The organism is Clostridium estertheticum, from assembly GCF_018861295.1.
GTDB lineage: Bacteria > Bacillota > Clostridia > Clostridiales > Clostridiaceae > Clostridium_AD > Clostridium_AD estertheticum_D.
The window spans coordinates 18,764-40,911 of sequence record NZ_JAHLDM010000015.1 but is presented as its reverse complement, the minus strand read 5'-3'; the positions used below and the strand labels follow the sequence as shown (position 1 = coordinate 40,911).

The following is a 22,148-nucleotide window of genomic DNA, read 5'->3' as shown; positions in this document are numbered from 1 at the left end:
AATTTAATAGAATGATTAAGGAAATTAAGATGCGTAGAAGTATAAGAAAATATAGTAATAAACAAGTTGAAAATGATAAAATAATTAGTTTACTTGAGAGTGCAAGGCTTGCTCCATCCTGGTAGTAATACACAGCCTTGGCATTTCATTGTAGTAAAATCGGAATTAAGTAGAGAAAAATTATCTAAAGTAGCTCATAATCAAAAATGGATGCTTACTGCCCCAGTTTTTATTGTATGTGTGGCAGATATACGTTGCAGGATAGATGAAGATGTAGATATATTGTTAAATGAAGACAGTCCGCAAGGAGAGCTTAAACAAATAATAAGAGATACATCTATTGCTATAGGATATATGTTACTTGAAGCTGAACAATTAGGATTAGGTTCTTGTTGGGTTGCATGGTTTATACAAGAAGAAATAAGAATAATTTTAAATATACCTACTGATAAATACGTAGTTGGCATTGTCACTTTGGGTTATGCCAATGAAACACCAAAAGCCCGACCACGGAAAAATCTCGAGGAAATAATACACTGTGAAAATTGGTGAAAATGTATTTGCAGTTTTTGATGATTTAATATTAAAATGTGTGTCAGATGAGAGGAGGAAAAAGGATGGAATGTAAGATGGAAAATATATCTATAAATTATGAGGTAATGGGTAGTGGCAAACCAATTGTTATGATACATGGTTCACATGTGGACCATAGATTGATGATAGGATGTATGGAACCTATATTTAGTAATAAAGATGGTTATAAAAGGATATATATTGACTTGCCAGGGATGGGAAAAACTAAAGCTGAGAAGTGGATTACAAATTCAGATATAATGCTGGATATTGTAATTGATTTTATTGATAAAATTATTCCAAATGAAAACTTTTTACTTGCAGGTGAATCATATGGTGGGTATTTAGCAAGGGGAATAGTACATAAAATTGCAAATAGAATAGATGGATTATTTTTACTATGTCCTTCTATTACAACGGATTTAAAAAAACGCAATGTTCCAAAGCATATTATTTTAAAAAGAGATGATAAATTATTATCGCAACTTGATCAGTCTGATGCCGAGGGTTTTAATTCAATACAAGTAGTACAAAGTAAAAAAATCTGGGATAGATATAGAAATGAAATTTTATCTGGCATAAGATTGGCAGATAGTGATTTTTTACTAAAGCTTGAACAAAATGGGAATGAGTTTTCATTTGATGTGGATGTACTGGATGAAAAGTTTAACAAGCCGACTCTTATACTATTAGGACGACAAGATTCAAGTGTAGGTTATAAAGATGCCTGGGGTATTTTAGACAACTATCCAAGAGCAACTTTTGCTGTATTGGATAGAGCAGGACATAATTTGCAGATAGAACAGGTAGAAGTATTTAATTCATTAGTGAATGAATGGCTTTTAAGGGTTATAGAGTCATAATCATTGCAGTCACGCTTTAAAAAATAGAAATAAGATTATGAATTGCTTAATAATGATAGTTATTTGTGTATTGTGGATTTGAATGAAGGTAAGGTAGTCTATAAATCCTTAGTTTAAGATTTAGTACATTTTATTTGGGCAGAGTGAAGAGTGTGTATAAATTATAGAGCCACCAAGGTAGATTATTAAGAGCAGGGGGAGGGTTAGTAAATGGATGATGTTGTAATAAAGAAGCTAAGTAGTGACGAAGAAGTACCTTATGAGTTGCTTCTTTTAGCAGACCCATCTATGGATATAATTAATGATTATGTAAATAGAGGTGATTGTTATATTGCTTATATAAATAATAATATTGTAGCTGCTTATGTAATTATTAAGACAAGACCATTGACTTTAGAACTTGTAAATATTGCAGTTAGTGAAGCATATCAAGGTAAGGGCATAGGTAAGAGGTTAATATTCAGTGCAATAAATATGGCAAGAGGAGAAGGTGCAAGGGTCTTAGAGGTTGGAACAGGAAATTCCAGCATACATCAGTTAGCACTTTATCAAAAATGCGGATTCTGTATAGTTGGTATAGATAGAGATTTCTTTAAAAAACATTATAAAGAAATTATTATTGAAAATGGAATTGAATGTATTGATATGATTAGGTTAAGTATGTATTTATAAAGGATATAATGTTCATATTAATTATTGATACCTTAAAGATGATATATAAAAGATAAAATATCCGTAAAATTATCGTGGTGTTAGGAGGTTAAGCTAAAATTGTATGATGATATAATTGAAAAAGTTAAAATGGTGAAAAATGGATTTAAAGAAATAGAAAAAGAATCTATATTTATTCTCAACAATAATTCTATTAATAAATGTTTTATTATTGCAAAAGAGTTTTACTCCTCAGAATTTTATCAAGTTAGGGAGTTATCTACATTTATCTGTGGTTCAATTTCATGTGAGTTAAAGGAGGCATTAGTATTTTTAAAAGAAAAAGTAAGTTTAGATGCAAATTGGCGTGTTCAAGAGATTTTGGCAAAGTCTTTTGATACATACTGTTGTGATATAGGATATGAAAATGCATTACCCATAATTAAAGTTTGGTTAAATGATAGCAATCCAAACGTAAGGAGAGCAGTTACCGAGGGATTAAGAATATGGACAAGTAGGGATTACTTCAAACAGAATCCTAATATAGCAATAAGCTTAATATCTAATTTAAAAAATGATAAAAGCGAATATGTTAGGAAATCGGTTGGAAACGCATTAAAGGATATAAGTAAAAAGCATAGTGAATTAATAAAGTCAGAACTTGAAACATGGGATTTATCAGAAAAAACAACTAATCAGGTGTATAAACTTGCCAATAAACATATAAAATAGCATGTGACGAGAATTTTGTTGTATCCTTTATGTTTGGTGGTTTCAATAATCTTGTATTATGAACTTTAATCATACAGAATCCAAAATTAAAAACCATTCAAGATAATTTTTTTTCTTGAATGGTTTTGCTTTATTTATAACCGATATGTGCAATTTTAATTACTAAATTTTCAATCTTATATTTAATCAGGTAAGTCCAAAATTATCTGAAGTGTATGGGTGATTATATGGATCTTCCAGGTATTACTGCATCTAGTATTCCAATGACTATTGAAGCAAGTATAGCGCCTATTATAGATACTCTCATTCCAGGAACTAAGAATTGTGCTATATATAATATTATAACCGCTATTACAAATCCTTTTATTCCCTTACCAAAAGGTGATGCATCAACTCTCATAAGTTTTTCTACTAAATAATCTATTAAACATATAACTACCGACGCTAATATAATTGACCGTAGACCAACAAGTACAAAGCCTGGTGTTAAAAATGACGTTATAGCTAATATAATTGAAGTTACTACAAATCTTATTATTATACTTGGTATGCCACTAAAAGTACCTTTCTTCTCTTTATTCTCCATAATTAAATACCTCCTTGGTTAAATTCTTGTATTTTTATATATTGTCCCAGAAGTAAAAAATTTATTATGGATTTATTTAAATTGTTTCTAATATATTGTGGGTATATTTCCAGCTAATTATCCTAATGATAAAGGGAACTAATAAAATAAAAATACAATGTATGAGAATGGTTATAAACATAAAATAAATATGTTAATTATGTTATAGGAAGGGAGCGAATTCATGAATGGAAAAAATAATATGTGTATTAATAATATTTTAACACCAAAATCTTATTGGCTTGATTCAACGGATGAAACAAACTATCCAACTTTAGAAAAAGACATTAAAGTTGATATAGCAATTATAGGAGGAGGTATTACAGGAATTACAACTGCCCTCCTATTGAAAAATGAAGGTTACAAAGTTGCATTAATTGAAGCAGATAAAATAGTTCAGGGAACTACAGGACACACTACAGCTTATGTTACTTCACAACATGATATAATATATAGTAATCTAATTAACACGATGGGAATTAAGAAAGCTAAGCAATATGCAGATGCCAATGAAGGTGCCATAGATTTTATAGAAAACAGGGTAAAGGAATATAACATTGATTGTGATTTTTGTAGGTTACCTGCATATATCTATACAACAGATGAAAGCTATACAGATACTATCAAGGCAGAGGCAGAAGCGGCTAAAAGCCTAGGGATAAAAGCAAAATATATTGAAAAACTAGATTTACCATTTTCAATAAGTGGTGCACTATGCTTTGAAAATCAAGCTCAATTTCACCCTAGAAAGTATCTCCTTAAAATTGCTGAAAACATTTCTGGTAATGATAGTCAAATATATGAACATACAAGAGCGGTAGATATAGAACATGATAATTTATATACTGTAATAACAGACACAGGCTTTAAAGTAATAGCTTCAAAAGTCGTTTTAGCTTCACATTTTCCATTTTATGATGGTTTGGGGTTATATTTTGCAAAACTTCGACCACAAAGATCATATGTAATATCTGCAATAATAAAGGATGAATTACCAAATGGAACATTTGTAGATTCAGGAGAGGCAGGTTGGTATTTTCGTTCACAAAAGTATAAGGATGGTCAGATGATAATTATTGGGGGGCAAGAGCATAAGACCGCTCATGGTGGCGACATGATTAAACATTATGTTAATTTAAAAAATTATGCTGAAAAAAACTTTAATGTTGAAAAGTTTTTGTATAGATGGTCAACTCAAGATTATATAACAATAGATGGTGTACCTTATGTGGGTAATCTTACTTCTACATCAGAAAATATCTATGTTGCTACAGGTTATGGTGAATGGGGCATGACAAATGGAACAGCAGCAGCGACTATACTAAGGGATATTATAGTTAAAAATGAAAGTCCCTATCAAGAAGTATATAATCCATCACGTAAAATTTTAACTGATGGAATTAAAAACTTAGTTAAGGAAAACTTTGATGTTGCAAAGCAGCTAATAAAAGGAAAGCTTCAAGTTGGCCAATATAATTTTGATTTGAAAAATGATCAGGGAAAGATAGTAGAGATTGATGGAGAAAGGTATGGGGCATATAGAGATAAACTTGGAGAATTACATATAGTTGATATAACATGTACTCATTTAGGTTGTGAACTAAAATGGAATAGTGCAGAAAAATCTTGGGATTGCCCTTGCCATGGATCGAGATTTTCTTTTGAAGGTGATATTATAGAAGGGCCAGCTGTTTGCAGGTTAAATCATTATAAAGAAAGTGATAATACAATTGATTCAAATATAATTTGAGAATATTAGTGCCAACCAAAGATAAATTGGAATAGTAGAAAAAAATGAATAATAATTACAATGAAGGTAATGTTTATTGCTTTATTTATTGTATATCTTTAATAAATTAATGGATAGGGTTGGTGTTAAACTTTATCCATTAATTTTAGGTATGAAAATTCTCCATGTTTTTATGTTAACAGTCATTAATACTATGCAGAATAAAAACAAAAGGTTTACTTATCTGTATTTTATTTGTTCTTTGTAAATATTTTCAATAAACGTAAATAGTGATTTGCTTCACGTAAAGTATGGTCGGCTAATAATGGTATTATTATGGACTTGATTTTACATTCTAGCAATCCTTGCGTACCTTGCGATTTAAATTTAGCTATTTCAATAGTTGCTGTAAGGCTGTCCTGTGTAACTTTTGAGATTGGGATTATATTATCCATTGCTTCTTTTGACTCTGTTGTCAACTTATCAAATTCATTTCCAAAGTTATTTGCTGTATTTATAAGCTCATTTTCTGTTGGATCAAGAAGTCCGCGAATAAATTTTGAGTGTTCAGCCATAATTCTATTCCAAAAAGATTCTTGCACATACATATCTTTCTCAAAGTTGATTTCCTCACGGTTTTGCAGCCTTTGAATTATTTGAAAATAGAATTTTGCCTCTCTTAATATATGGTCTATAAGCAAAGGGTAGCTACTTGTAAACATTCTACAGGATATAACTTCAGACAAAACCATAGTCTTAAACTGAGCTAAGGCTTTAATTAATACTAGTGCTCTCTGATTAAGTGTATATACTCTTTGTTCAATTATAGGATTGCCTAGCATTGATGCATTACTGCCCATTAAACCAGCTTCTGATTTTGTCAAATTAATTGAAATGTTCACTCCTGTAAAATATGCTGAAGCCATCTCAGCTTTTAGTGTAAAAGGTGTTATTACTTCACCAGACTGTAACACACTGGCGCTAACAGCACCATTAGAAAGTGATATAGTATCTGCTAAAAGTCTGTCAAACTCTATTCTAAAGTTATCCGCCTGTTGAATATAAATGGAGTCCTTTGGTGTAAACCCTACCTCTAAAAAGAATGAGTGTTCCTTCATAATTCTTGCGAAAAAAAGATGTATTTCCAGCGATTGTCGTATGAATTCAGTACTAGATAGCATAGTAAATCCTCCTTGAAAATTTTCATTCGCTATTATTATATTAATTCAACACATAAAAGATTACTTTTAACTACAATATTATATATTTTTAAGCCTCATATACAATCCTGCGTTATCTACTAAATCGTTACTTGTACCTTGCACAACAATTATAACGTTCTCTATAACAAATGTAATATCTGAATTTTCAATAGTTGTTAATCTGTGATCCTCAACATTTTCACCACATATTTTAATTTTCCGCCTTGTCTTTCATTGAATAAATATAAATGTTTATAGCTGACATAAGTTGTTTGTAAATATAGAGCTTAATTGTAATAAATGGTATAATAGTGTAAATGAAAGGGGACAGACTATGTTTTGTAAAACACTATAAATCGAGGGGGATATATTATGATCATAAGTAATTCATTTATGGCATTTTCTAAAGAAGCACCAGAGCAACAAAAGGTATATTGATGCATGGAATGATACAATTAAATTTTTGGATGATTGGGCAAAGTAGTATTGTTAACATTGTAGCTATGCCAACAGCAATGAAAGTATCCTCTTTTTTTATTTTCTACAAGAGTTTAGTATTAATAGGGTTCGTCAAGGAACCAATTTTGTCAATTTCGATGCGGATGATATCACCACACTCTAAAAGTGTATCATTTTCCATACCGCAGCAATTAGGAATTGTGCCAGTTCCCATAAACTCTCCCGCATAAATACTTTCACCTTTAGAAGCGTAGGCAACCGCCTTGCCTAAAGAATGGTAAAATGAATCTAGTTGACCCTCTGCCACAATTTTATCGTTGATGATCACACGAGTTTTGAGGCTATCAATGACCGGTAATACTTCATCTGCGGTAACAACCACAGTGGAGATTGCGCTGGCAAAATCTTTTGCTTTGCAGGGCCCAAAACCAGTTTTCTTCATTTCATCAAATTGTACATTGCGAGCACTGAAATCGTTGAATACACAGAAGGCTCCAATTGCACTAAGCCCTTCTTCCTCGGTTGCATTTACAATGTCTTTCGTGATAATCATTCCGAGTTCTAGTTCGTAATCCTTTAAAGTGGCGTATTGGGGATAAGTTACTGTTTCACCATCGCCAATAAAGGACATTACATTTCCCTTATAATATACAGGGTTATCATACCATGTTTTGGGGGGGAGAAAAGAAGGAAATGGTTTACTAAAAAGTGTTTCATACACTTTTACGAATGGCAAAACTTTTGGCATGGTGTATTTTACAAATCCACGGCCACTGTTAATGATGTGCGCTTCACACAGCATAAAATCACGATACATTAATGGCCTATAAGGCATTACATCCTTACCAGCAATTAAAAGATCAGTTGTAACATTTTTCGCCGCTTCAATCAGCTCATTGAGCTTGGGTTCTAGGAACTCTCTGTTTTTCAAGAAAGTTATGATGTCATCTGATGCTTTTTCAAGTTCGGAACGTTCTTTTGTTCCGTCGTCAGGCACAGTGTCAAGCACAGCTCGAAATGAAATCCATTGATCTTCAGATAACAAACACAATGTATAATTTTCCTGATTTTTAATTTTTATCTTTTTAAGTTTCATGGCAATTTCCTTTCATATATGTTTATTTTTAGTACAACTATTTTTAAATAATTCATAGACTGTTTAACAACATTTTGGAAGCTTCAAGTGTGCCATCTTCTATAAGTAGCAGTTGTCTAGCCTAGGACAATTGCTTGGTGGCAGTCTAAATCTGCTTCCAAAGTTGTTAATATTTCAGCTCCGCAGGAGATGATTTAACATGTTCAAATAGCTATAAAAAATATCTGAAACATACGGTTTTGTAGCGCCTGTTTCAGATGTCTGTCTTTCATTAAGAAAAGCTTTCTGCTCCTAATAATATTGTCATATCGATAATTTCCTTACGCATATCGGCTATACGCTTTTTTATTTCTTCGATTTCCTTTTGTTCAATATTAAAAGCATGTAGGCTCATATCTAAAAAGTTGTTTATTCTTGTTTCTAAAGGGATATTCTGCTTAAAATAGCGATTTGCAATATAATTGCGCATTATTCCTTTGATAGCCAAAGTGCGTACATAATAATCTTCATAAGTAAAGTTTGGATTATATGTTTGAAATCGTACTTGTGATTTTGCTGCTGCATGGCTTACTAATTTATCTAATATAGCATTTGAACTATATCCTTCGTAGTAAATCTCGCTTATTCGCTCATCCAGTTCTACTGCTTGCAACTCTACAGCACACATGAATGCATATTGAAAAACAGGACTTTCTTTTCCTTCGAAATGCTCACCGACCAATTTATTACAAGCATCAAATATACCTAACACAAGTGATTGAAATATTTCTTCTTTATTTTTAAAAAAATAATAAATACTTCCGATTAAAACTCCTGATTTATCTACAATCTGTCTAATGGTAGTCTTCTTATAACCTTGTTGAATAAAAAGTTCTTTTGCACTAATTAATATCTTTTGTCTTACTTCGTTCATTAACTATCACCTCATAAATATTGAACATGTTCAATAAAATTATTATATGCTTCCCATCTGATTACGTCAAGGTATTTTAAACATGTTAATGAAATTATTATTTTATAATATTGACTTAAGTCAGTCATAAGTATAGAATAATAAATGACTGACTTAAGTCAAAAATATTTAGGGGGTAAAACATGTTAAAAATTAATGAAATCGAAACAGAAAACGTAAGAAAATTATTATTCAAATTCTCTATTCCATCTATAATAGCTATGCTTGCCAATGCACTATACAATATTTGCGACAAAGTATTTGTAGGTATTGGCGTTGGTGTCTTGGGGATTTCAGCTATAAGCATATCTTATACTGTAACCTTAGCAATAATGGGATTTTCAATGTTGGTGGGTTTAGGAGCAACTTCATTAGTATCAATAAAATTAGGAGAGCATAATATTGAAAAATGCGAGATTATAGTTGGAAATACATTTACATTATCGTTTATAGTCTCTATTATCTTAATGATTCTAGGATATTGTTTTCTGACACCTATGCTTTCTATATTTGGGGCAAGTGGCAAAGTTCTAGAGTATGCAAAAATATATACGGGGATTTTACTGATTGGAACTCCTTTTCAAATTTTAAGTTATTCCATGAATAATATTTTAAAAGGGCAAGGAAAAGCTAAAAGAGCTATGATAAACTTTCTTATATCAATTATTCTAAATGTAATTTTTAATCCTTTATTCATATTTGTATTTCATTTAGGAATTGCGGGGTCTGCACTGGCAACTATACTCTCTACAGCAATAGGAACAATATTTTCTACATCACCATATTTTTTAAAGAATGCTTCAATCAAAATTCGATATAAAAATTTAAAACTCAGAAAAGATATTATTATTTCTTCACTATCTATAGGGGTTTCCGGTTTTGTAATGCAGCTGTCCATGAGTCTTATTACTATTCTTTTTAATAAACAGTGTTTGTATTATGGTGGTAATATTGCTGTGGCTGCGTATGGAATTATAAACAGTCTTATTATGCTTATATACATGCCTATATATGGAATAAATCAAGGCGTGCAGCCTATAATAGGGTACAATTATGGAGCTAAGAAATATGATAGGGTACGAGATTCACTTAAATTGTCTATTATAGCTGCAAGCATTATATCTTCAATTGGATTTATTATATTTCAATTATTTAGTAAAAATATTTTTATTCTATTTGGGAAAAATAGTTCGCAGTTAATAGCTATTGGAACCCCAGCTATGAAAATATTCTCTATAAGCACACCAATAATAGGATTTGTTATAATAGGGCTAAGCTATTTCCAATACATTGGGAAAGCAGGATATTCTATAGTTTTAAGTTTGCTTCGTCAAATTGTAATAATAGTGCCACTTACTATTATTCTACCAAGATTCATGGGTATAAATGGAATATGGGTTTCAACGCCTATTACAGATTTTATTGTAACTGTAATTATGTTAATCTTAATATGTCCTGAGATTAAGCGTTTAAATAGTAAAATGACAGGTACATTATAATAGGATTATTTAATTGACTTATGTCAATCGATTTAATATAATAACCTTAACAGGAAGAAAGGGGTTTTTTATTTGAGAATTTCAAAAGATCCAAAAGAAAGAAAAGATGAGCTTATGGATGCCGCAGAAGAACTTTTTTCAACAGTAGGATACAATGGAATTTCGGTAAGCGATATAGTAAAAAAAGTATCAGTATCACAGGGAACATTTTATTACTATTTTAAATCCAAGGAAGATATGTTTATTGACATATTTGCAAGGAATTCTGAGGTGTTGATTAATAAGCTTCAGGAAGAAACAAAAGATAATAATATTAATGCGCTTCAAAAGTTAATAAGAGTGGTTGAGATATATGCTCAATCAAAGGAAAATAAAGAAGGGAATAAACTCGTTGAAGCACTCCATTATGATGAAAATACGAGTTTACATCATAAAGTTATTGTTCAGGGAATAACTAGTAAACTTCCTGTTTTTACTGATATTATAATACAGGGAGTGGATGAAGGTATATTTCATACAGAATATCCAAGAGAAGTCGCAGAATTCATGCTGACGGAATTTGGTTTTGTACTTGATCCGGGAGTCTTTGGGTTTAATAAAGAGCAAATTATAAAGAAATCAGAGGCTTTAACTGATATGATAGAGAAAATTTTAGGATTAACTAAAGGTAGTTTTGTAATATCATTATAATTAACACAGTATATAAATATTGCAGTTTTGTTTAATAGTTAATTCGTTTTTAGTTTTATAAAAGACATACAAAATAATTTTAAAATTATCTTGTATGCCTTTTTAACATTAATAAAAGATAAAAATAATCCTGTTAATATAAGTTCAAAGAAAATATAATATTTATATTAAGCGTAATTTAAGAATATACTGTTCATATTTTACGGAGAGAAAGGGAGTTTTTACCCCCAACTCTTTTCCAGAGTCATAAACACTTTTACAGACGTAAATTAAATCATCCATATTAGAATGTAATTCCATAATTCTTCTTGCAAGTTCATTTGTTTTAAACATCTGCCTCATAATTATTTCAGCAAGCTTTGATGGAATTTTGTATGCCATTAATTCGTTGTTGTAATGATTAAGTTCATTTGCAGAAGACTCCTTTAATAGATACCTTTCTTCATTTTACTTTTAGTAATAATACTTCCTAAGATCCAAAGAGCAATAATCCAAATAAGTAAATATATAAGCTGTCCTTTAAATTCTAAAATGCCATTACCTTTTTCTATGCCATGAATTAAAGTCATATATGATTTTTGTGGGAAAATGCTACAAAGTGTATCAAGAACTTTGTTATTGTTAGTAAATGAAATAAAACAGCCTGCTAATACACATGTTATCAAAGAAATTCCACTTGCGGCTAAAGAAATATCTCTATCTAATACTGCTGTCATAAATAAAGCAAATGCAGTTGACAAAGCAGAAAGAATGATCATCAGTATTGCGAGCATTCCAAAACTATATCCAATATTTATTCTAAAGCACACACTTATTATAGTAACTGCTAAATATGATGGTATAAAAAGACATAAAAATGTAAACATTCCCTGGGAAAAAAGATATTTCTTTTCACTTACTGGTGCTGTCAATATTCTTCTAAATGTTTTTATATTTCTATCTTCTTCAAAAAGTGTTGTAAGTGCAACCCCTTGCATTAACAAAAGCATTAGGATAAATCCTAAAATATTGGTTCCACTACCTCTTTCAGCTCGTATTTCATCTTCACCTTTATAACTCGCAGGTATTTTGCCAGATTTAAAAAAGTTTTCTATTATTTTTTTATCCTCTTCACTTTTTAATGTTGTTACCTCATAATTTCCATCATTTTCTTCTTCCACAATAGCAACATATTGGCCTAATACAAGATCGGCTTCAGTTGGCTTTTTACTAACGACTTGAACATCATATCTACTATCTTGAGGAATATTCTTTACATTATTTGAAAGAAAAGCAATGCTTTCTTTTGATATTGCCTTGTTTGAAAATATTACAGCAATACCAATCATAATTGGTATAACTACCACTGCAACTATAATTAATGATTTCTTGGATAATATTCTGTCTAATTTATTTTTAAATAGATTAATTATATTCATTATACATATTCCTCCGGTTTAAAGGTGATTTGACATATTATGATACAAACAACAGTTGCAATTAAAAGAAATGCAAGTACAGGTAGGTATATACTGAAGTCATTATCATAAATTATACGAATAGCACATTCATTAACCCACTTGATTGGAGATAAATTTGACATTTCAGCTACTGCCTTTCCAAGTCGGTGTGCGCCAAAAATTATTCCTCCGAAAAATATAAATAATATTAATGGAATTTGCATAATACTATTTGCGCCTTCTTCGCTTTTGAAAAGGCAACAAAACATGGTGCCTAAACTACAACCAAATAAAGATAGTATATTGATTAATAATATAATATAAAGGATATTATCTCCACCAAAGTTAATGTGTAACAAATATTGGCCTATAAGTATCAGTATGCTGTATGAAATTGTGCCCAAAATATAAGTGGAAATTAATTTAGATAAATATATTGATGTTTTTGAAACTGGAGCATATATGATACGACTGTTTCCACTTTTGACCTTTTCCTCCATAAATGTATTAGTAGCTGTCATTGCAATTAATAAAGCTACAAGAATCATCATCTTTATTCCATAATAATCATAGTAACTCATCTTTCCTGAACCAAAAACGTTGCTCATTACAAAACCCATAACTCCAATTAGTATTAATGGAAATATTGTATTTATAATTAGCAGCATTGGATTTCTAATAATATTCATAAAATCAAATTTTATAATTTTTATAAAATTCATAGTTCTCCCCTCTAATCTCTTAAATTTCTTCCGGTTAATTCTAAAAATACAGTTTCTAAAGATGCCTTTTTACTGTTTAGACTTTCAATTTTACAGCCCTTTAAGGTTATAACTGATATGATTTCATTGATATCGTCCTTAGAGTTTTCTATAGTTACTTCAATAATATTTTGTGATATTTTAACGTTTGTAACACCGTCAATTAAATAAAACTCCTTAGTGCTTAATTTATTTAAATTATTAACGTGGAAAGAATAGGTAATTTCATCATTTACTTTCTGCTTTAATTCTTCTTTTGTGCCTTCTGCAATAATCTTTCCACCGTCCATAATAATTATCCGATCACAAATTTCTTCGACTTCTTCCATGTAATGCGTAGAATAGATAACTGTTGCACCCCTTTTTTTTAGAATTTTTATGGATTGGAGTATATGATTTCTTGATTGGGGATCGATACCTACTGTTGGTTCATCCATGATAATAAGTTTTGGTTGATGGGCAATACCACAAGCGATATTTAGTCTTCTTTTCATGCCACCAGAAAAGGTTTTTGGTTTATCATCTTTTTTATCATAAAGCCCTACTAGTTCCAAAGCCTCTTTAACATGGTCTTTCAGTTTTTCTCCTTTGAGTTTATAAAGACTTGCAAAAAAACTAACGTTTTGCTCGGCAGTAATTTCTTCATAAATGGCTAAGTCCTGAGGGACTATCCCAATTTCAAGTTTAATAGGTTTTACATCTTTTCTTAGATCATGACCCAAAATGCTTATTTCCCCCTTGTCAGGTGATAAAATGGTAGCCAAAATATTAATGATTGTACTTTTGCCAGCCCCATTAGGTCCCAAGAGTCCAAGAATTTCGCCCTTACGTACGACAAAATCAATTCCATTAACGGCTTTTCTTGTAGTATAACTTTTCTCTAAATTTTTAACGGTAACAACATTATTCATTTTTATTGTTCCTTTCTTGATTGATTTCTTCTTCGTTCAAATTCCTTTAATATTCTTGTTTGTTCGTTATTACAATTTTCTTCATCCTCCATTTCTACAACACCTTCTTCTTCAAATCCATCTTGTTCTTCCCCGTCGAATCGATAAAGTTTCTTTAATAATATCCACAATATCTCCAGTTCTTCTTTTTTGAAATCTTTAAAAAGATCTGCAAAAAAATAAATTCCTCTTTCAGCAACTTTCATCGAAATTTGCTTTCCATATTGTGTGAATTTAACATTAATAGCACGCTTATCTTTTTGACTAGGTACAGTTATTATATATTTTTTGTTTTCTAGAATAGTTATCATTTGTTTTACACTCTGTTTGGTGGTACCTAACTTTCGCGCAATATTGTTAATTGTTGTTTCATCTTCCTTTAAATGAGCAATTGCTACCATTAACATATACTGTCTTGACGTCATGCTCACAAGGTATTCATCGCCTTTTACTTGAAGTTTATTGGCAAGGGAAAACAGTGTTGCGTAAGTTTGTTGCATTAAAAATAACTCTCTGTAAGTATCCATTAATATCTCCTTTATTGACAGTATACTGTCTAAATTAATAATAGCAAAATATTTCATAATTGTCAATATACTGTCTATTAATTATTTTGTCATAGTGATATTGATTATCAATAAGAATTTCTATATAATATAAATAAAGGATAAATTTTATAACTCATGGTGGAAGGAATGTGGTGAATACTATGATTTTAAATTTATAAATACTGAAATAAAATGACCATCTTAGGTCACTTACGACCTAAAGACTAGCTATTATATACGTAAAAATAAAAAAGGAGGACAATCACATGAAATTTCAAACCATTGGTAACCCTAATGGTCCCAAAGTATTACTTATACATGCTATGTTTATGACGTATAAGAGCTTTTTAAATTTGGTAGAATATTTAAAAGAAGATTATTTTATAATTATGCCTACGTTAGATGGACATGATGTAGAGGAAAGTTCCACTTTTTTATCTATTGATGATGAAGTAGATAAAATATTGACTTATTTGAAAGAAAATAATATTGACGAATTAGATTTTATATTAGGTACATCTTTGGGTGCAATAATTGCGTTTGCAGTATATCATCGAAATATAGTGCATATAAATAAAGTGTTTTTGGATGGAGGACCATTTTTGAAATTTGGTTCACTATTTCAGAAGATTGCAATGAAAAAATTTTGGCGTATTTGCTATTTAATGAGACTAAGGCCCCAAAATGGTACTGAAAGATTAGACAAATTATTCCCGGGTTTAGGTAAACTGATGTCTAATGTGTGTTGCTATATAAGTAAGGAAAGTGTTAAAAATCTGTCTCGAGCATGCTATAGCTTTCCATTACCGAAGTTAGATGAAACAGCACAGAAATCAGTTACTTTTATATACGGAACCAAGGAACCAGCCCGTATATGCATATTTCGATTAAAAAAATATAAATACAGTAATATTTTGAAAAAAATAAGTTATGCTCATTGTGAATATTTGTTAAATCATCCGAAAGAATATGTGGAAATGCTTAAAAAATAAAGGATAGTTTATACAACTATGAGAAAAAACATAGCATTTATTCGTAAGGTAAATTAGTAAATGGTAATAATTGCTGCGGTATGTAATTAAAACGGATAAAATAAATATACGTGTAAAGGATGGTGTTAAGATGCAATTTTATGAATTTGGAAAAGAAGGTAATCTGACTGTTTTGTTGATTCACGGTACAGCCTCTAGTTGGCAGGGGGAATTCGCTGAGGTAATTGATGGACTTGCAGAAGATTACAGGATTATCTGCGTCGGTTTTGACGGACACGATAAAAATGATCATAATACGTTTCGGCATATTAACGACCAGATACTTGGAATAGAAAAATATATTAAAGAACATTATAACGGCCATTTATACGGTGTATATGGATCATCTCTAGGAGGCTCTGTTCTTGGAAAGCTGCTTGAAAGAAACAATGTACAAATTGATATTGCAATAACTGGCAGTACTGACTTTGAGCAAAAGGCTAATCCGTGGGCCACATTATCAGCTGCGTTAATTACCCCGCTTTTCTATTACTTAGTTAAGGCCAAGCATCCTGTTAAAATGCTTAGAAATTTTTTGGATAAAATATATGGCGATTCCTCAAAAGTATTGGGAGTAATGTATAAAGGCATCTCATACAAGTCATTATACAACGTCTATTATACGGATTTGGTAACTCCTGTGGCAGATAATATAGTTTTACAAAATACTAAAATCTACTGTACTTATGGTACTAAGGAGGATACCAAAACGTTGACTAGACGTTATATACAGCATTTTCCTAAAGCTGAACTGGTTGCCTTGGGGGGAATGCATCATGAAGAATTTCTTGTATTTAATCCGGATAAGTGGATTGATATGATGAAACATCTTTTAAAACGGGAAACATATTCGTATCCGAATGGGTAATGTACGATAGATTATATAGGACGAGAATTAACGCTTATATTAGGAATAATAGATTTTTAGTATATATTAAAATAGTTAAAAAGACATTGCTGCCTTTTTAACTAACAAAAAAATCTTATATATGCCTGCTTTTTATTGGTTTAACAAGCTCCAAATAAATCAAATTTTGGTCCCTATTATATTCTTTCATACCAACCTTTTCTAATATCCGTGCGGAAGGGTTGTTACTAATCAAACAATCTGCTTTAATAATTTTAACACTATCTTGAGAAATGGCCCAATTTATAATTGCTTTTAGTGCTTCAAAACCGAAACCATTTCTTCTTTCATCCTCTACTAAACCAAAACCGACTTCAACTTCACTTTTTTCATTAGGCCTTCCGTGAAAACCTATGTCTCCAACTACTTGCATAGTATCTTTTTTTGCAATCATCCAAAATTCGAATCCAGTTGGTATCCTATCTTTTTCTAAGGATTTATTAACAATAGGCAATATGTCCATTGTATCCTTAGTAGGCCATTGCTTATCTGTTTTTACTCCGAGCTTTTCAATTTCAGTACTGCTTCCTCGTAATAAGGATTGAGTAATTTCAAATGTTACTGGTATTAGTATTAATCTGTCTGTAAGTATGTTTTTTAAATCCACTTTATTTTCCACCTTTCAATTTAAAATAATTTTATAGAATTAAAGAATTAAAGGTGGAGTAATACCTATAAATTTGATTTAGGTAGTAAACCACCTCATAGAAATTACATTTATAATATTTTCCATAGAATAAACCCCTAACATTATTATTATTTTAAAAGGATATATCTTTAACTTTTTATCCTTTCATGTAAATTATACTAAATGGCCAATTAAATGTAAATACAGCGAGAGTAGTTAACTATTGTATATAATGGTATAATTTATTATAGTTACATAACAATAGCAATATATAATAGAACAAATTTTAAGTTAAGAAAACCTTTGGAGGCATATAATAATGTTAAATGTAAATGTAAAAGATATTGATATGAAATTTAATACATCAAATGAAGTTTTTGCACCTCGAAATGTGGATAAAGGTACTTTAGCGATGTTGTCAATTATTGAATTAAAAAATGATGATAAGGTGCTAGACTTGGGGTGTGGTTATGGTATAGTTGGAATATTTTGTGCGAAAGTAGTAGGAGCGACTAATGTAGTTATGACAGATATAGATAGTAGAGCAGTAGAGCTTACAAGAGAAAATATTGAACTAAATAATGTTAAAGGAATTGAAGTATACCAAAGTGATGGATTCAAGAATATTAATGAAAAAGACTTAACTTTAATTATTTCAAATCCTCCGTATCATGCGGATTTTTCTGTTCCAAAGGAGTTTATTGAAAAAGGATTTAATAGATTAGCCATTGGTGGGAGAATATATATGGTTACTAAAAGAAAAGACTGGTATAAGAACAAGCTGGTTTCAATTTTTGGTGGTGTAAAAATAACTGAAATTGATGGTTACTATATTTTTATGTCAGAAAAGAAAACTACTACATATTCAAATAAGAAAAAATTAAAATTGTGAAGGTAAGTTTAACTAATAAAGTTAACGTTATAACTTATATATGCAAAGGAGAATTTAAATTATGGAACAAGAACATAAATCAGTAGAAAAAATGTGGAGAAAGTATTTAACATCTATAGGAGAGTCTACGTACAATACTGATAAAAATTATACTTCATGGCATTTTTGTGATAATGAAAAAAGTGCGAATGATTTAGCAAAATTGGTTAGAGGAAAAATTAAAAGAGGGACATGTTCACTTTATTATTTCTATGGTGTAGAAAATGAAGAGTTGCCTATGGAAGATAATCATAGCATTATTACAACTTGGAATGGAATTGCTCAATGTGTTATAAAAACTAAAAAAGTAACAGTATTACCTTTTAAAGATGTAAATGAAAAATTTGCGGAAATAGAAGGTGAAGGTGATAAGTCTTTAGAGTATTGGAGAAAGGTACATATAGATTTTTTTACAAGAGAATTGAAAGAGCTGGAAATGGAATTTTCTCAAGATATGTTAGTAGTATTTGAGGAATTTGAAGTGGTATATAAGTAAATATTAAGTTCTATTAAATCATAAATTCATTTAGATAGAAAAAAATTCAATATGAATTTAGTGAAGGAGATATAAAAATGATTTCTTATAAAATTGGATTAGAGTGTATTGAGTGGTCTCAACTTTTTAGTTTATATGAAAAGGTAGGGATGCTAAAGCGTTTTATAGAAAGTAAAGAATTTAATAAAATTCAGTCTGCATTTCAAGTGAGTTACAAGGTTGTTACAGCCTGGGAAGAAAATACTTTGGTGGGGTCTTGTAGAATGTTATCGGATGGTATATGCTATGGGGCTGTTTTTGATGTTGCAGTATTACCTGAATATCAGAAAAAAGGCATTGGGAAAGGGTTGATGAGGTTACTTTTAAAAGGTGAAGAACATATGACAATTCACCTAACTTCAACATTTGGGAATGAGGGTTTTTATAAGAAATTAGGGTTTAAAAAACATAAAACGGCTTATTCAAAATACCCATTTGAATCAAAATATGTTGAGGGTTAGGAAATTGAGAACATATAACTTTGAGTAAATAAATACTTATTGAATATTTCTTTAACTTAATTATTTTTGTGTCCAATAGGTAAAACTGATGTGAAATATTGAATAAAACTATATATAATATTAGTAAAAAGTAATGGAGGGGTACTATGAAAACAGTTGATTTTGGTATGCCAACACTTATTGAGACAAACAGTATTGAAAGCTGTGTTAAATTATGCAAAGAGTTGGCTTTAGATTTCATCGAACTAAATATGAATTTACCTCAATATCAGATTGAAAGTATAGATATTCAGAAATTTAAATCAATTTGTGAAAATGAGAATATATATTTCACAATTCATATTGATGAAAATTTTAATGTTTGCGATTTTAACAATGAAATTTCAAAAGCATATATAAAAACTATATTGGCTACTATTGATATTGCTAAACAACTGAAAATTCCTGTACTTAATATGCATATGTCAAATGGAGTTTATTTTACTTTACCTAATGAAAAAATATTTTTATTTAATCAATATAAAGAAATTTACCTAACTAAGTTAAAGAAGTTTAGAGATATGTGTAAAAAAGCTATAGGTGACAGCGATATCAAAATATGTATTGAAAATTGTAGTGGTTATAAAGATTTTGCATTAGAAGGTATAGAGCTTTTGTTAGAAAGCAATGTGTTTGCATTAACCTTTGATATCGGTCATAGTCATAGCGTGAATGGTATCGATGAAGCATTTATAAATAAACATATAGACAGGCTTTATCACATGCACGTTCACGACGGGAAGGGGAGAGAAAATCACCTTCCGTTAGGTATAGGAGAAATTAATATAAAGGAAAGAATTTCTCTTGCGAGAGAACATAAGTGCCGCATAGTTCTTGAAATAAAGACTATTAGGGGGCTTAAGCAGTCAGTGGATAAATTATCAAATTACTTATAGTATGATAAATAAATGAGGTTAGCAGTGAAATTAGGGTTTGAAAAAGATAAAGTAGTAAGCTGGTTTGAGATAGAGTATGAATTGATGGACAATGATAGCTAACAAAGTGGAGATAGGTGATTATTATGAAAGATATAAAACTTGTTATATTTGATTTAGATGGAACACTTTTTAGGACGGAGACTGTAGATATAAAAGCAATCAATATATAAGAGAATATGGAGAGTTATATGATGGGGTTTTGAACTGCTTAAATACATTAAAGGAAAAAGGGTATACTCTGTGCATTTGTTCAAATGGGAATAAAGAGTATGTTTTGGGTATTTCTAAGAAATTTGCATTTTTTAATATATTCGATGATATTTGTTATAGTAGTGATGGAATTAGCAAAAAACAAGCAGTTGGAAGGCTTAAGAGCAAGTATAAAGTAGAAAAATTAGTAACAGATATTACAATTTAGAGTTTTAAATTATTAGTGTATAATTGGCTAATTCCATAATATAACGATATTAAAAGGGACTTTTTAATAGTATTTGTCCTAAAGTAATAATGGATGCCGTAGGTATTTTAGAAGATATATTTTCAGAGTAAAAGTAAAAATAATATGATGACTATCTTGATTTAGAAAAAGATTATGAAAATGTTAGGTTTGCATATGATGGTATGACTATTAAACTTTGATATAAGGTTTATAGTAAATTAATATCGAAAATATTTTTAAAATTTAAGGAGAAATAAAATGAATAAATCAATAAACATAGTGTTAAGAGAATTAGAAATTAAAGACTTAGAGGATTATTTGTATTTGAATCATCCATCACGCGAATTCCAGAAATTTAATGGACCATATTACGTGAAAAAAAGTGAAACGGAATTAAGAAAACATGTGGAAGATTTAAGATTATTACTATTAAAAGGGGAAAAGAATGTACTCAAAGACAAAAGGATAATAGCAAACAAAGATACCGACAAGATAATTGGTCAAGTGAATTGGTATTGGAAATCACAAGAAACTCTTTGGATGGAAATTGGAATTGTTATTTTCAATGATGATTATTGGGGACAAGGTATTGGTTATAAAGCTTTAAAAATGTGGATTGATGAAGTGTTTGCAAAGAACCCAAAGCTCATAAGGATTGGATTATCAACTTGGTCTGGAAATGAAAGAATGATGAAACTGGCTGAAAAGATAGGTTTGAAGAAAGAGGCTGTTTATAGGAAAGCAAGAATTGTTGATAATAAATATTACAATTCTGTGAGTTATGGCATATTGAAAGATGAATGGGAAGCTGTGAAATAAAATTGATTGGAGAAGATAGTTAATGGATATAAATATTATCAAAGCAGAAAAAAAACACTTAATTGACTGTACAGTGACTTTAATGAAATCTGAATTAGGAAGAGTATATTTTGAAGAAGAAGATAAAGCAATTAAAACTTTAAGTGAAGGAATTTCTAAAGGAGAGATTTTTGTTGCGATAGACAAAGAAGGTATATGTTTAGGGTTTGTTTGGTTTATTATTAATGGTGCTTTTCACAGCTTTCCGTATTTACATATTATAGCTGTAAAAGAAGAGTTTCGTAATCTTGGAATAGGAAAAAAATTATTAAAACACTTTGAGAAAGTAACTTCTAAAAACTATTCCAAGTTATTTCTTGTTGTTGCAGAGTTTAATTCAGAAGCTAAACGATTATATCAGAGTATTGGTTATACAGAAGTTGGAGTTATTCCAAACTTGTATAAAACAGGAGTAACCGAGTTCTTAATGATGAAAGAAATTTATCATTAACACTAGTAATAAAATTAATAATATTGATATAAATCAAAATTATTTAGATGTCTGGGAAGAAAAGTATAGAAATTTAAAAGATAGAAATAAGGAGGCCTTAATATATGATTCTTTCGGGAAAAGAGATTATGGTACATATTAATATAGGCTGAAAGGTGTGA

General features: G+C 30.1%; 24 protein-coding genes and 1 pseudogene. 16 read left to right on the top strand and 9 right to left on the bottom strand.

All coding sequences use genetic code 11. The features are described from left to right. Positions 1-11 precede the first annotated feature (11 nt). From KPL54_RS14935 to KPL54_RS14920, 4 genes and pseudogenes are all read left to right on the top strand, one after another. Positions 12-552 (top strand): annotated as a pseudogene (locus KPL54_RS14935) (nitroreductase family protein). A gap of 65 nt (positions 553-617) precedes the next feature. Beyond that, positions 618-1,436 carry an alpha/beta fold hydrolase gene (locus tag KPL54_RS14930; RefSeq protein ID WP_216107315.1) on the top strand — a complete coding sequence of 273 codons (819 nt, stop codon included), beginning with the start codon at positions 618-620 and terminating at the stop codon, positions 1,434-1,436. A 210-nt stretch (positions 1,437-1,646) separates the two neighbouring features. Further along, positions 1,647-2,108 (top strand): GNAT family N-acetyltransferase, encoded by a 462-nt coding sequence (locus KPL54_RS14925; protein WP_216107314.1) that lies wholly within the window; start codon positions 1,647-1,649, stop codon positions 2,106-2,108. A 99-nt stretch (positions 2,109-2,207) separates the two neighbouring features. Continuing rightward, positions 2,208-2,819, top strand: a complete 612-nt coding sequence (locus KPL54_RS14920) for a DNA alkylation repair protein (protein ID WP_375372996.1) — start codon at positions 2,208-2,210, stop codon at positions 2,817-2,819. A 223-nt stretch (positions 2,820-3,042) separates the two neighbouring features. Here the strand turns inward: KPL54_RS14920 and KPL54_RS14915 are convergent, their stop codons facing one another. Continuing rightward, the gene (locus KPL54_RS14915; RefSeq protein ID WP_216107313.1) at positions 3,043-3,405 is read right to left on the bottom strand and encodes a phage holin family protein; all 363 of its coding nucleotides are present in this window, start codon (positions 3,403-3,405) and stop codon (positions 3,043-3,045) included. Between the two features lie 223 nt (positions 3,406-3,628). Between KPL54_RS14915 and KPL54_RS14910 the strand changes: the two genes are divergently transcribed. Further along, on the top strand, positions 3,629-5,194 hold the full coding sequence (locus tag KPL54_RS14910; RefSeq protein ID WP_216107312.1) for an FAD-dependent oxidoreductase: 1,566 nt from the start codon (positions 3,629-3,631) through the stop codon (positions 5,192-5,194). A 230-nt stretch (positions 5,195-5,424) separates the two neighbouring features. Here the strand turns inward: KPL54_RS14910 and KPL54_RS14905 are convergent, their stop codons facing one another. The 3 genes from KPL54_RS14905 to KPL54_RS14895 form a co-directional block, all read right to left on the bottom strand. Continuing rightward, on the bottom strand, positions 5,425-6,354 hold the full coding sequence (locus KPL54_RS14905) for a DUF2935 domain-containing protein (protein ID WP_216107311.1): 930 nt from the start codon (positions 6,352-6,354) through the stop codon (positions 5,425-5,427). Between the two features lie 562 nt (positions 6,355-6,916). Beyond that, the gene (locus KPL54_RS14900) at positions 6,917-7,930 is read right to left on the bottom strand and encodes a fumarylacetoacetate hydrolase family protein (protein WP_216107310.1); all 1,014 of its coding nucleotides are present in this window, start codon (positions 7,928-7,930) and stop codon (positions 6,917-6,919) included. A gap of 271 nt (positions 7,931-8,201) precedes the next feature. Beyond that, a complete protein-coding gene (locus tag KPL54_RS14895) occupies positions 8,202-8,843 on the bottom strand; it encodes a TetR/AcrR family transcriptional regulator (protein WP_216107309.1) in 642 nt (213 codons plus the stop codon). Between the two features lie 182 nt (positions 8,844-9,025). Here KPL54_RS14895 and KPL54_RS14890 point away from each other — a divergent pair, with 182 nt between their 5' ends. Both KPL54_RS14890 and KPL54_RS14885 read left to right on the top strand, forming a co-directional pair. Next, on the top strand, positions 9,026-10,381 hold the full coding sequence (locus tag KPL54_RS14890) for an MATE family efflux transporter (protein ID WP_216107308.1): 1,356 nt from the start codon (positions 9,026-9,028) through the stop codon (positions 10,379-10,381). A gap of 72 nt (positions 10,382-10,453) precedes the next feature. After that, positions 10,454-11,071 carry a TetR/AcrR family transcriptional regulator gene (locus KPL54_RS14885; protein ID WP_216107307.1) on the top strand — a complete coding sequence of 206 codons (618 nt, stop codon included), beginning with the start codon at positions 10,454-10,456 and terminating at the stop codon, positions 11,069-11,071. A gap of 425 nt (positions 11,072-11,496) precedes the next feature. On the opposite strand, the gene KPL54_RS14880 is transcribed toward KPL54_RS14885, so the two are convergent. The 4 genes from KPL54_RS14880 to KPL54_RS14865 are packed head-to-tail and all read right to left on the bottom strand — an operon-like array spanning position 11,497 to position 14,748. Beyond that, positions 11,497-12,489, bottom strand: coding sequence for an ABC transporter permease (locus tag KPL54_RS14880; protein ID WP_216107306.1), 993 nt, complete (start codon positions 12,487-12,489; stop codon positions 11,497-11,499). Continuing rightward, positions 12,489-13,232 carry an ABC transporter permease gene (locus KPL54_RS14875; RefSeq protein WP_216107305.1) on the bottom strand — a complete coding sequence of 248 codons (744 nt, stop codon included), beginning with the start codon at positions 13,230-13,232 and terminating at the stop codon, positions 12,489-12,491. Before KPL54_RS14875 ends, KPL54_RS14880 begins: the two co-directional genes overlap by 1 nt. Before the next feature lie 11 nt (positions 13,233-13,243). Further along, positions 13,244-14,182, bottom strand: coding sequence for an ABC transporter ATP-binding protein (locus KPL54_RS14870; RefSeq protein ID WP_216107304.1), 939 nt, complete (start codon positions 14,180-14,182; stop codon positions 13,244-13,246). Between the two features lie 2 nt (positions 14,183-14,184). Beyond that, complete coding sequence (locus KPL54_RS14865) at positions 14,185-14,748, bottom strand: MarR family winged helix-turn-helix transcriptional regulator (RefSeq protein ID WP_216107303.1); 564 nt, start codon at positions 14,746-14,748, stop codon at positions 14,185-14,187. Between the two features lie 287 nt (positions 14,749-15,035). Here KPL54_RS14865 and KPL54_RS14860 point away from each other — a divergent pair, with 287 nt between their 5' ends. Continuing rightward, positions 15,036-15,761: an alpha/beta hydrolase gene (locus tag KPL54_RS14860; protein ID WP_216107302.1), complete on the top strand. Its 726-nt coding sequence runs from the start codon at positions 15,036-15,038 to the stop codon at positions 15,759-15,761. Between the two features lie 130 nt (positions 15,762-15,891). Further along, a complete protein-coding gene (locus KPL54_RS14855) occupies positions 15,892-16,668 on the top strand; it encodes an alpha/beta fold hydrolase (RefSeq protein ID WP_216107301.1) in 777 nt (258 codons plus the stop codon). A 115-nt stretch (positions 16,669-16,783) separates the two neighbouring features. Here KPL54_RS14855 and KPL54_RS14850 read toward each other — a convergent pair whose 3' ends face one another. Then, positions 16,784-17,314 carry a GNAT family N-acetyltransferase gene (locus KPL54_RS14850; protein ID WP_216107300.1) on the bottom strand — a complete coding sequence of 177 codons (531 nt, stop codon included), beginning with the start codon at positions 17,312-17,314 and terminating at the stop codon, positions 16,784-16,786. A 340-nt stretch (positions 17,315-17,654) separates the two neighbouring features. Between KPL54_RS14850 and KPL54_RS14845 the strand changes: the two genes are divergently transcribed. The 7 genes from KPL54_RS14845 to KPL54_RS14815 all read left to right on the top strand — a co-directional run bounded on the left by KPL54_RS14845 (position 17,655) and on the right by KPL54_RS14815 (position 21,987). Next, positions 17,655-18,227 carry a class I SAM-dependent methyltransferase gene (locus KPL54_RS14845; RefSeq protein ID WP_216107299.1) on the top strand — a complete coding sequence of 191 codons (573 nt, stop codon included), beginning with the start codon at positions 17,655-17,657 and terminating at the stop codon, positions 18,225-18,227. 61 nt (positions 18,228-18,288) lie between these two features. Then, a complete protein-coding gene (locus tag KPL54_RS14840) occupies positions 18,289-18,762 on the top strand; it encodes an ASCH domain-containing protein (protein ID WP_216107298.1) in 474 nt (157 codons plus the stop codon). Positions 18,763-18,839: 77 nt separating this feature from the next. After that, on the top strand, positions 18,840-19,262 hold the full coding sequence (locus KPL54_RS14835) for a GNAT family N-acetyltransferase (protein ID WP_216107297.1): 423 nt from the start codon (positions 18,840-18,842) through the stop codon (positions 19,260-19,262). Between the two features lie 146 nt (positions 19,263-19,408). After that, positions 19,409-20,197 (top strand): sugar phosphate isomerase/epimerase family protein, encoded by a 789-nt coding sequence (locus KPL54_RS14830; protein ID WP_216107296.1) that lies wholly within the window; start codon positions 19,409-19,411, stop codon positions 20,195-20,197. Between the two features lie 241 nt (positions 20,198-20,438). Next, complete coding sequence (locus KPL54_RS14825) at positions 20,439-20,657, top strand: HAD family hydrolase (protein ID WP_253203484.1); 219 nt, start codon at positions 20,439-20,441, stop codon at positions 20,655-20,657. A gap of 279 nt (positions 20,658-20,936) precedes the next feature. Next, positions 20,937-21,497: a GNAT family N-acetyltransferase gene (locus KPL54_RS14820; RefSeq protein WP_216107295.1), complete on the top strand. Its 561-nt coding sequence runs from the start codon at positions 20,937-20,939 to the stop codon at positions 21,495-21,497. Between the two features lie 22 nt (positions 21,498-21,519). Then, positions 21,520-21,987, top strand: coding sequence for a GNAT family N-acetyltransferase (locus tag KPL54_RS14815; RefSeq protein WP_216107294.1), 468 nt, complete (start codon positions 21,520-21,522; stop codon positions 21,985-21,987). Positions 21,988-22,148: the final 161 nt, after the last annotated feature.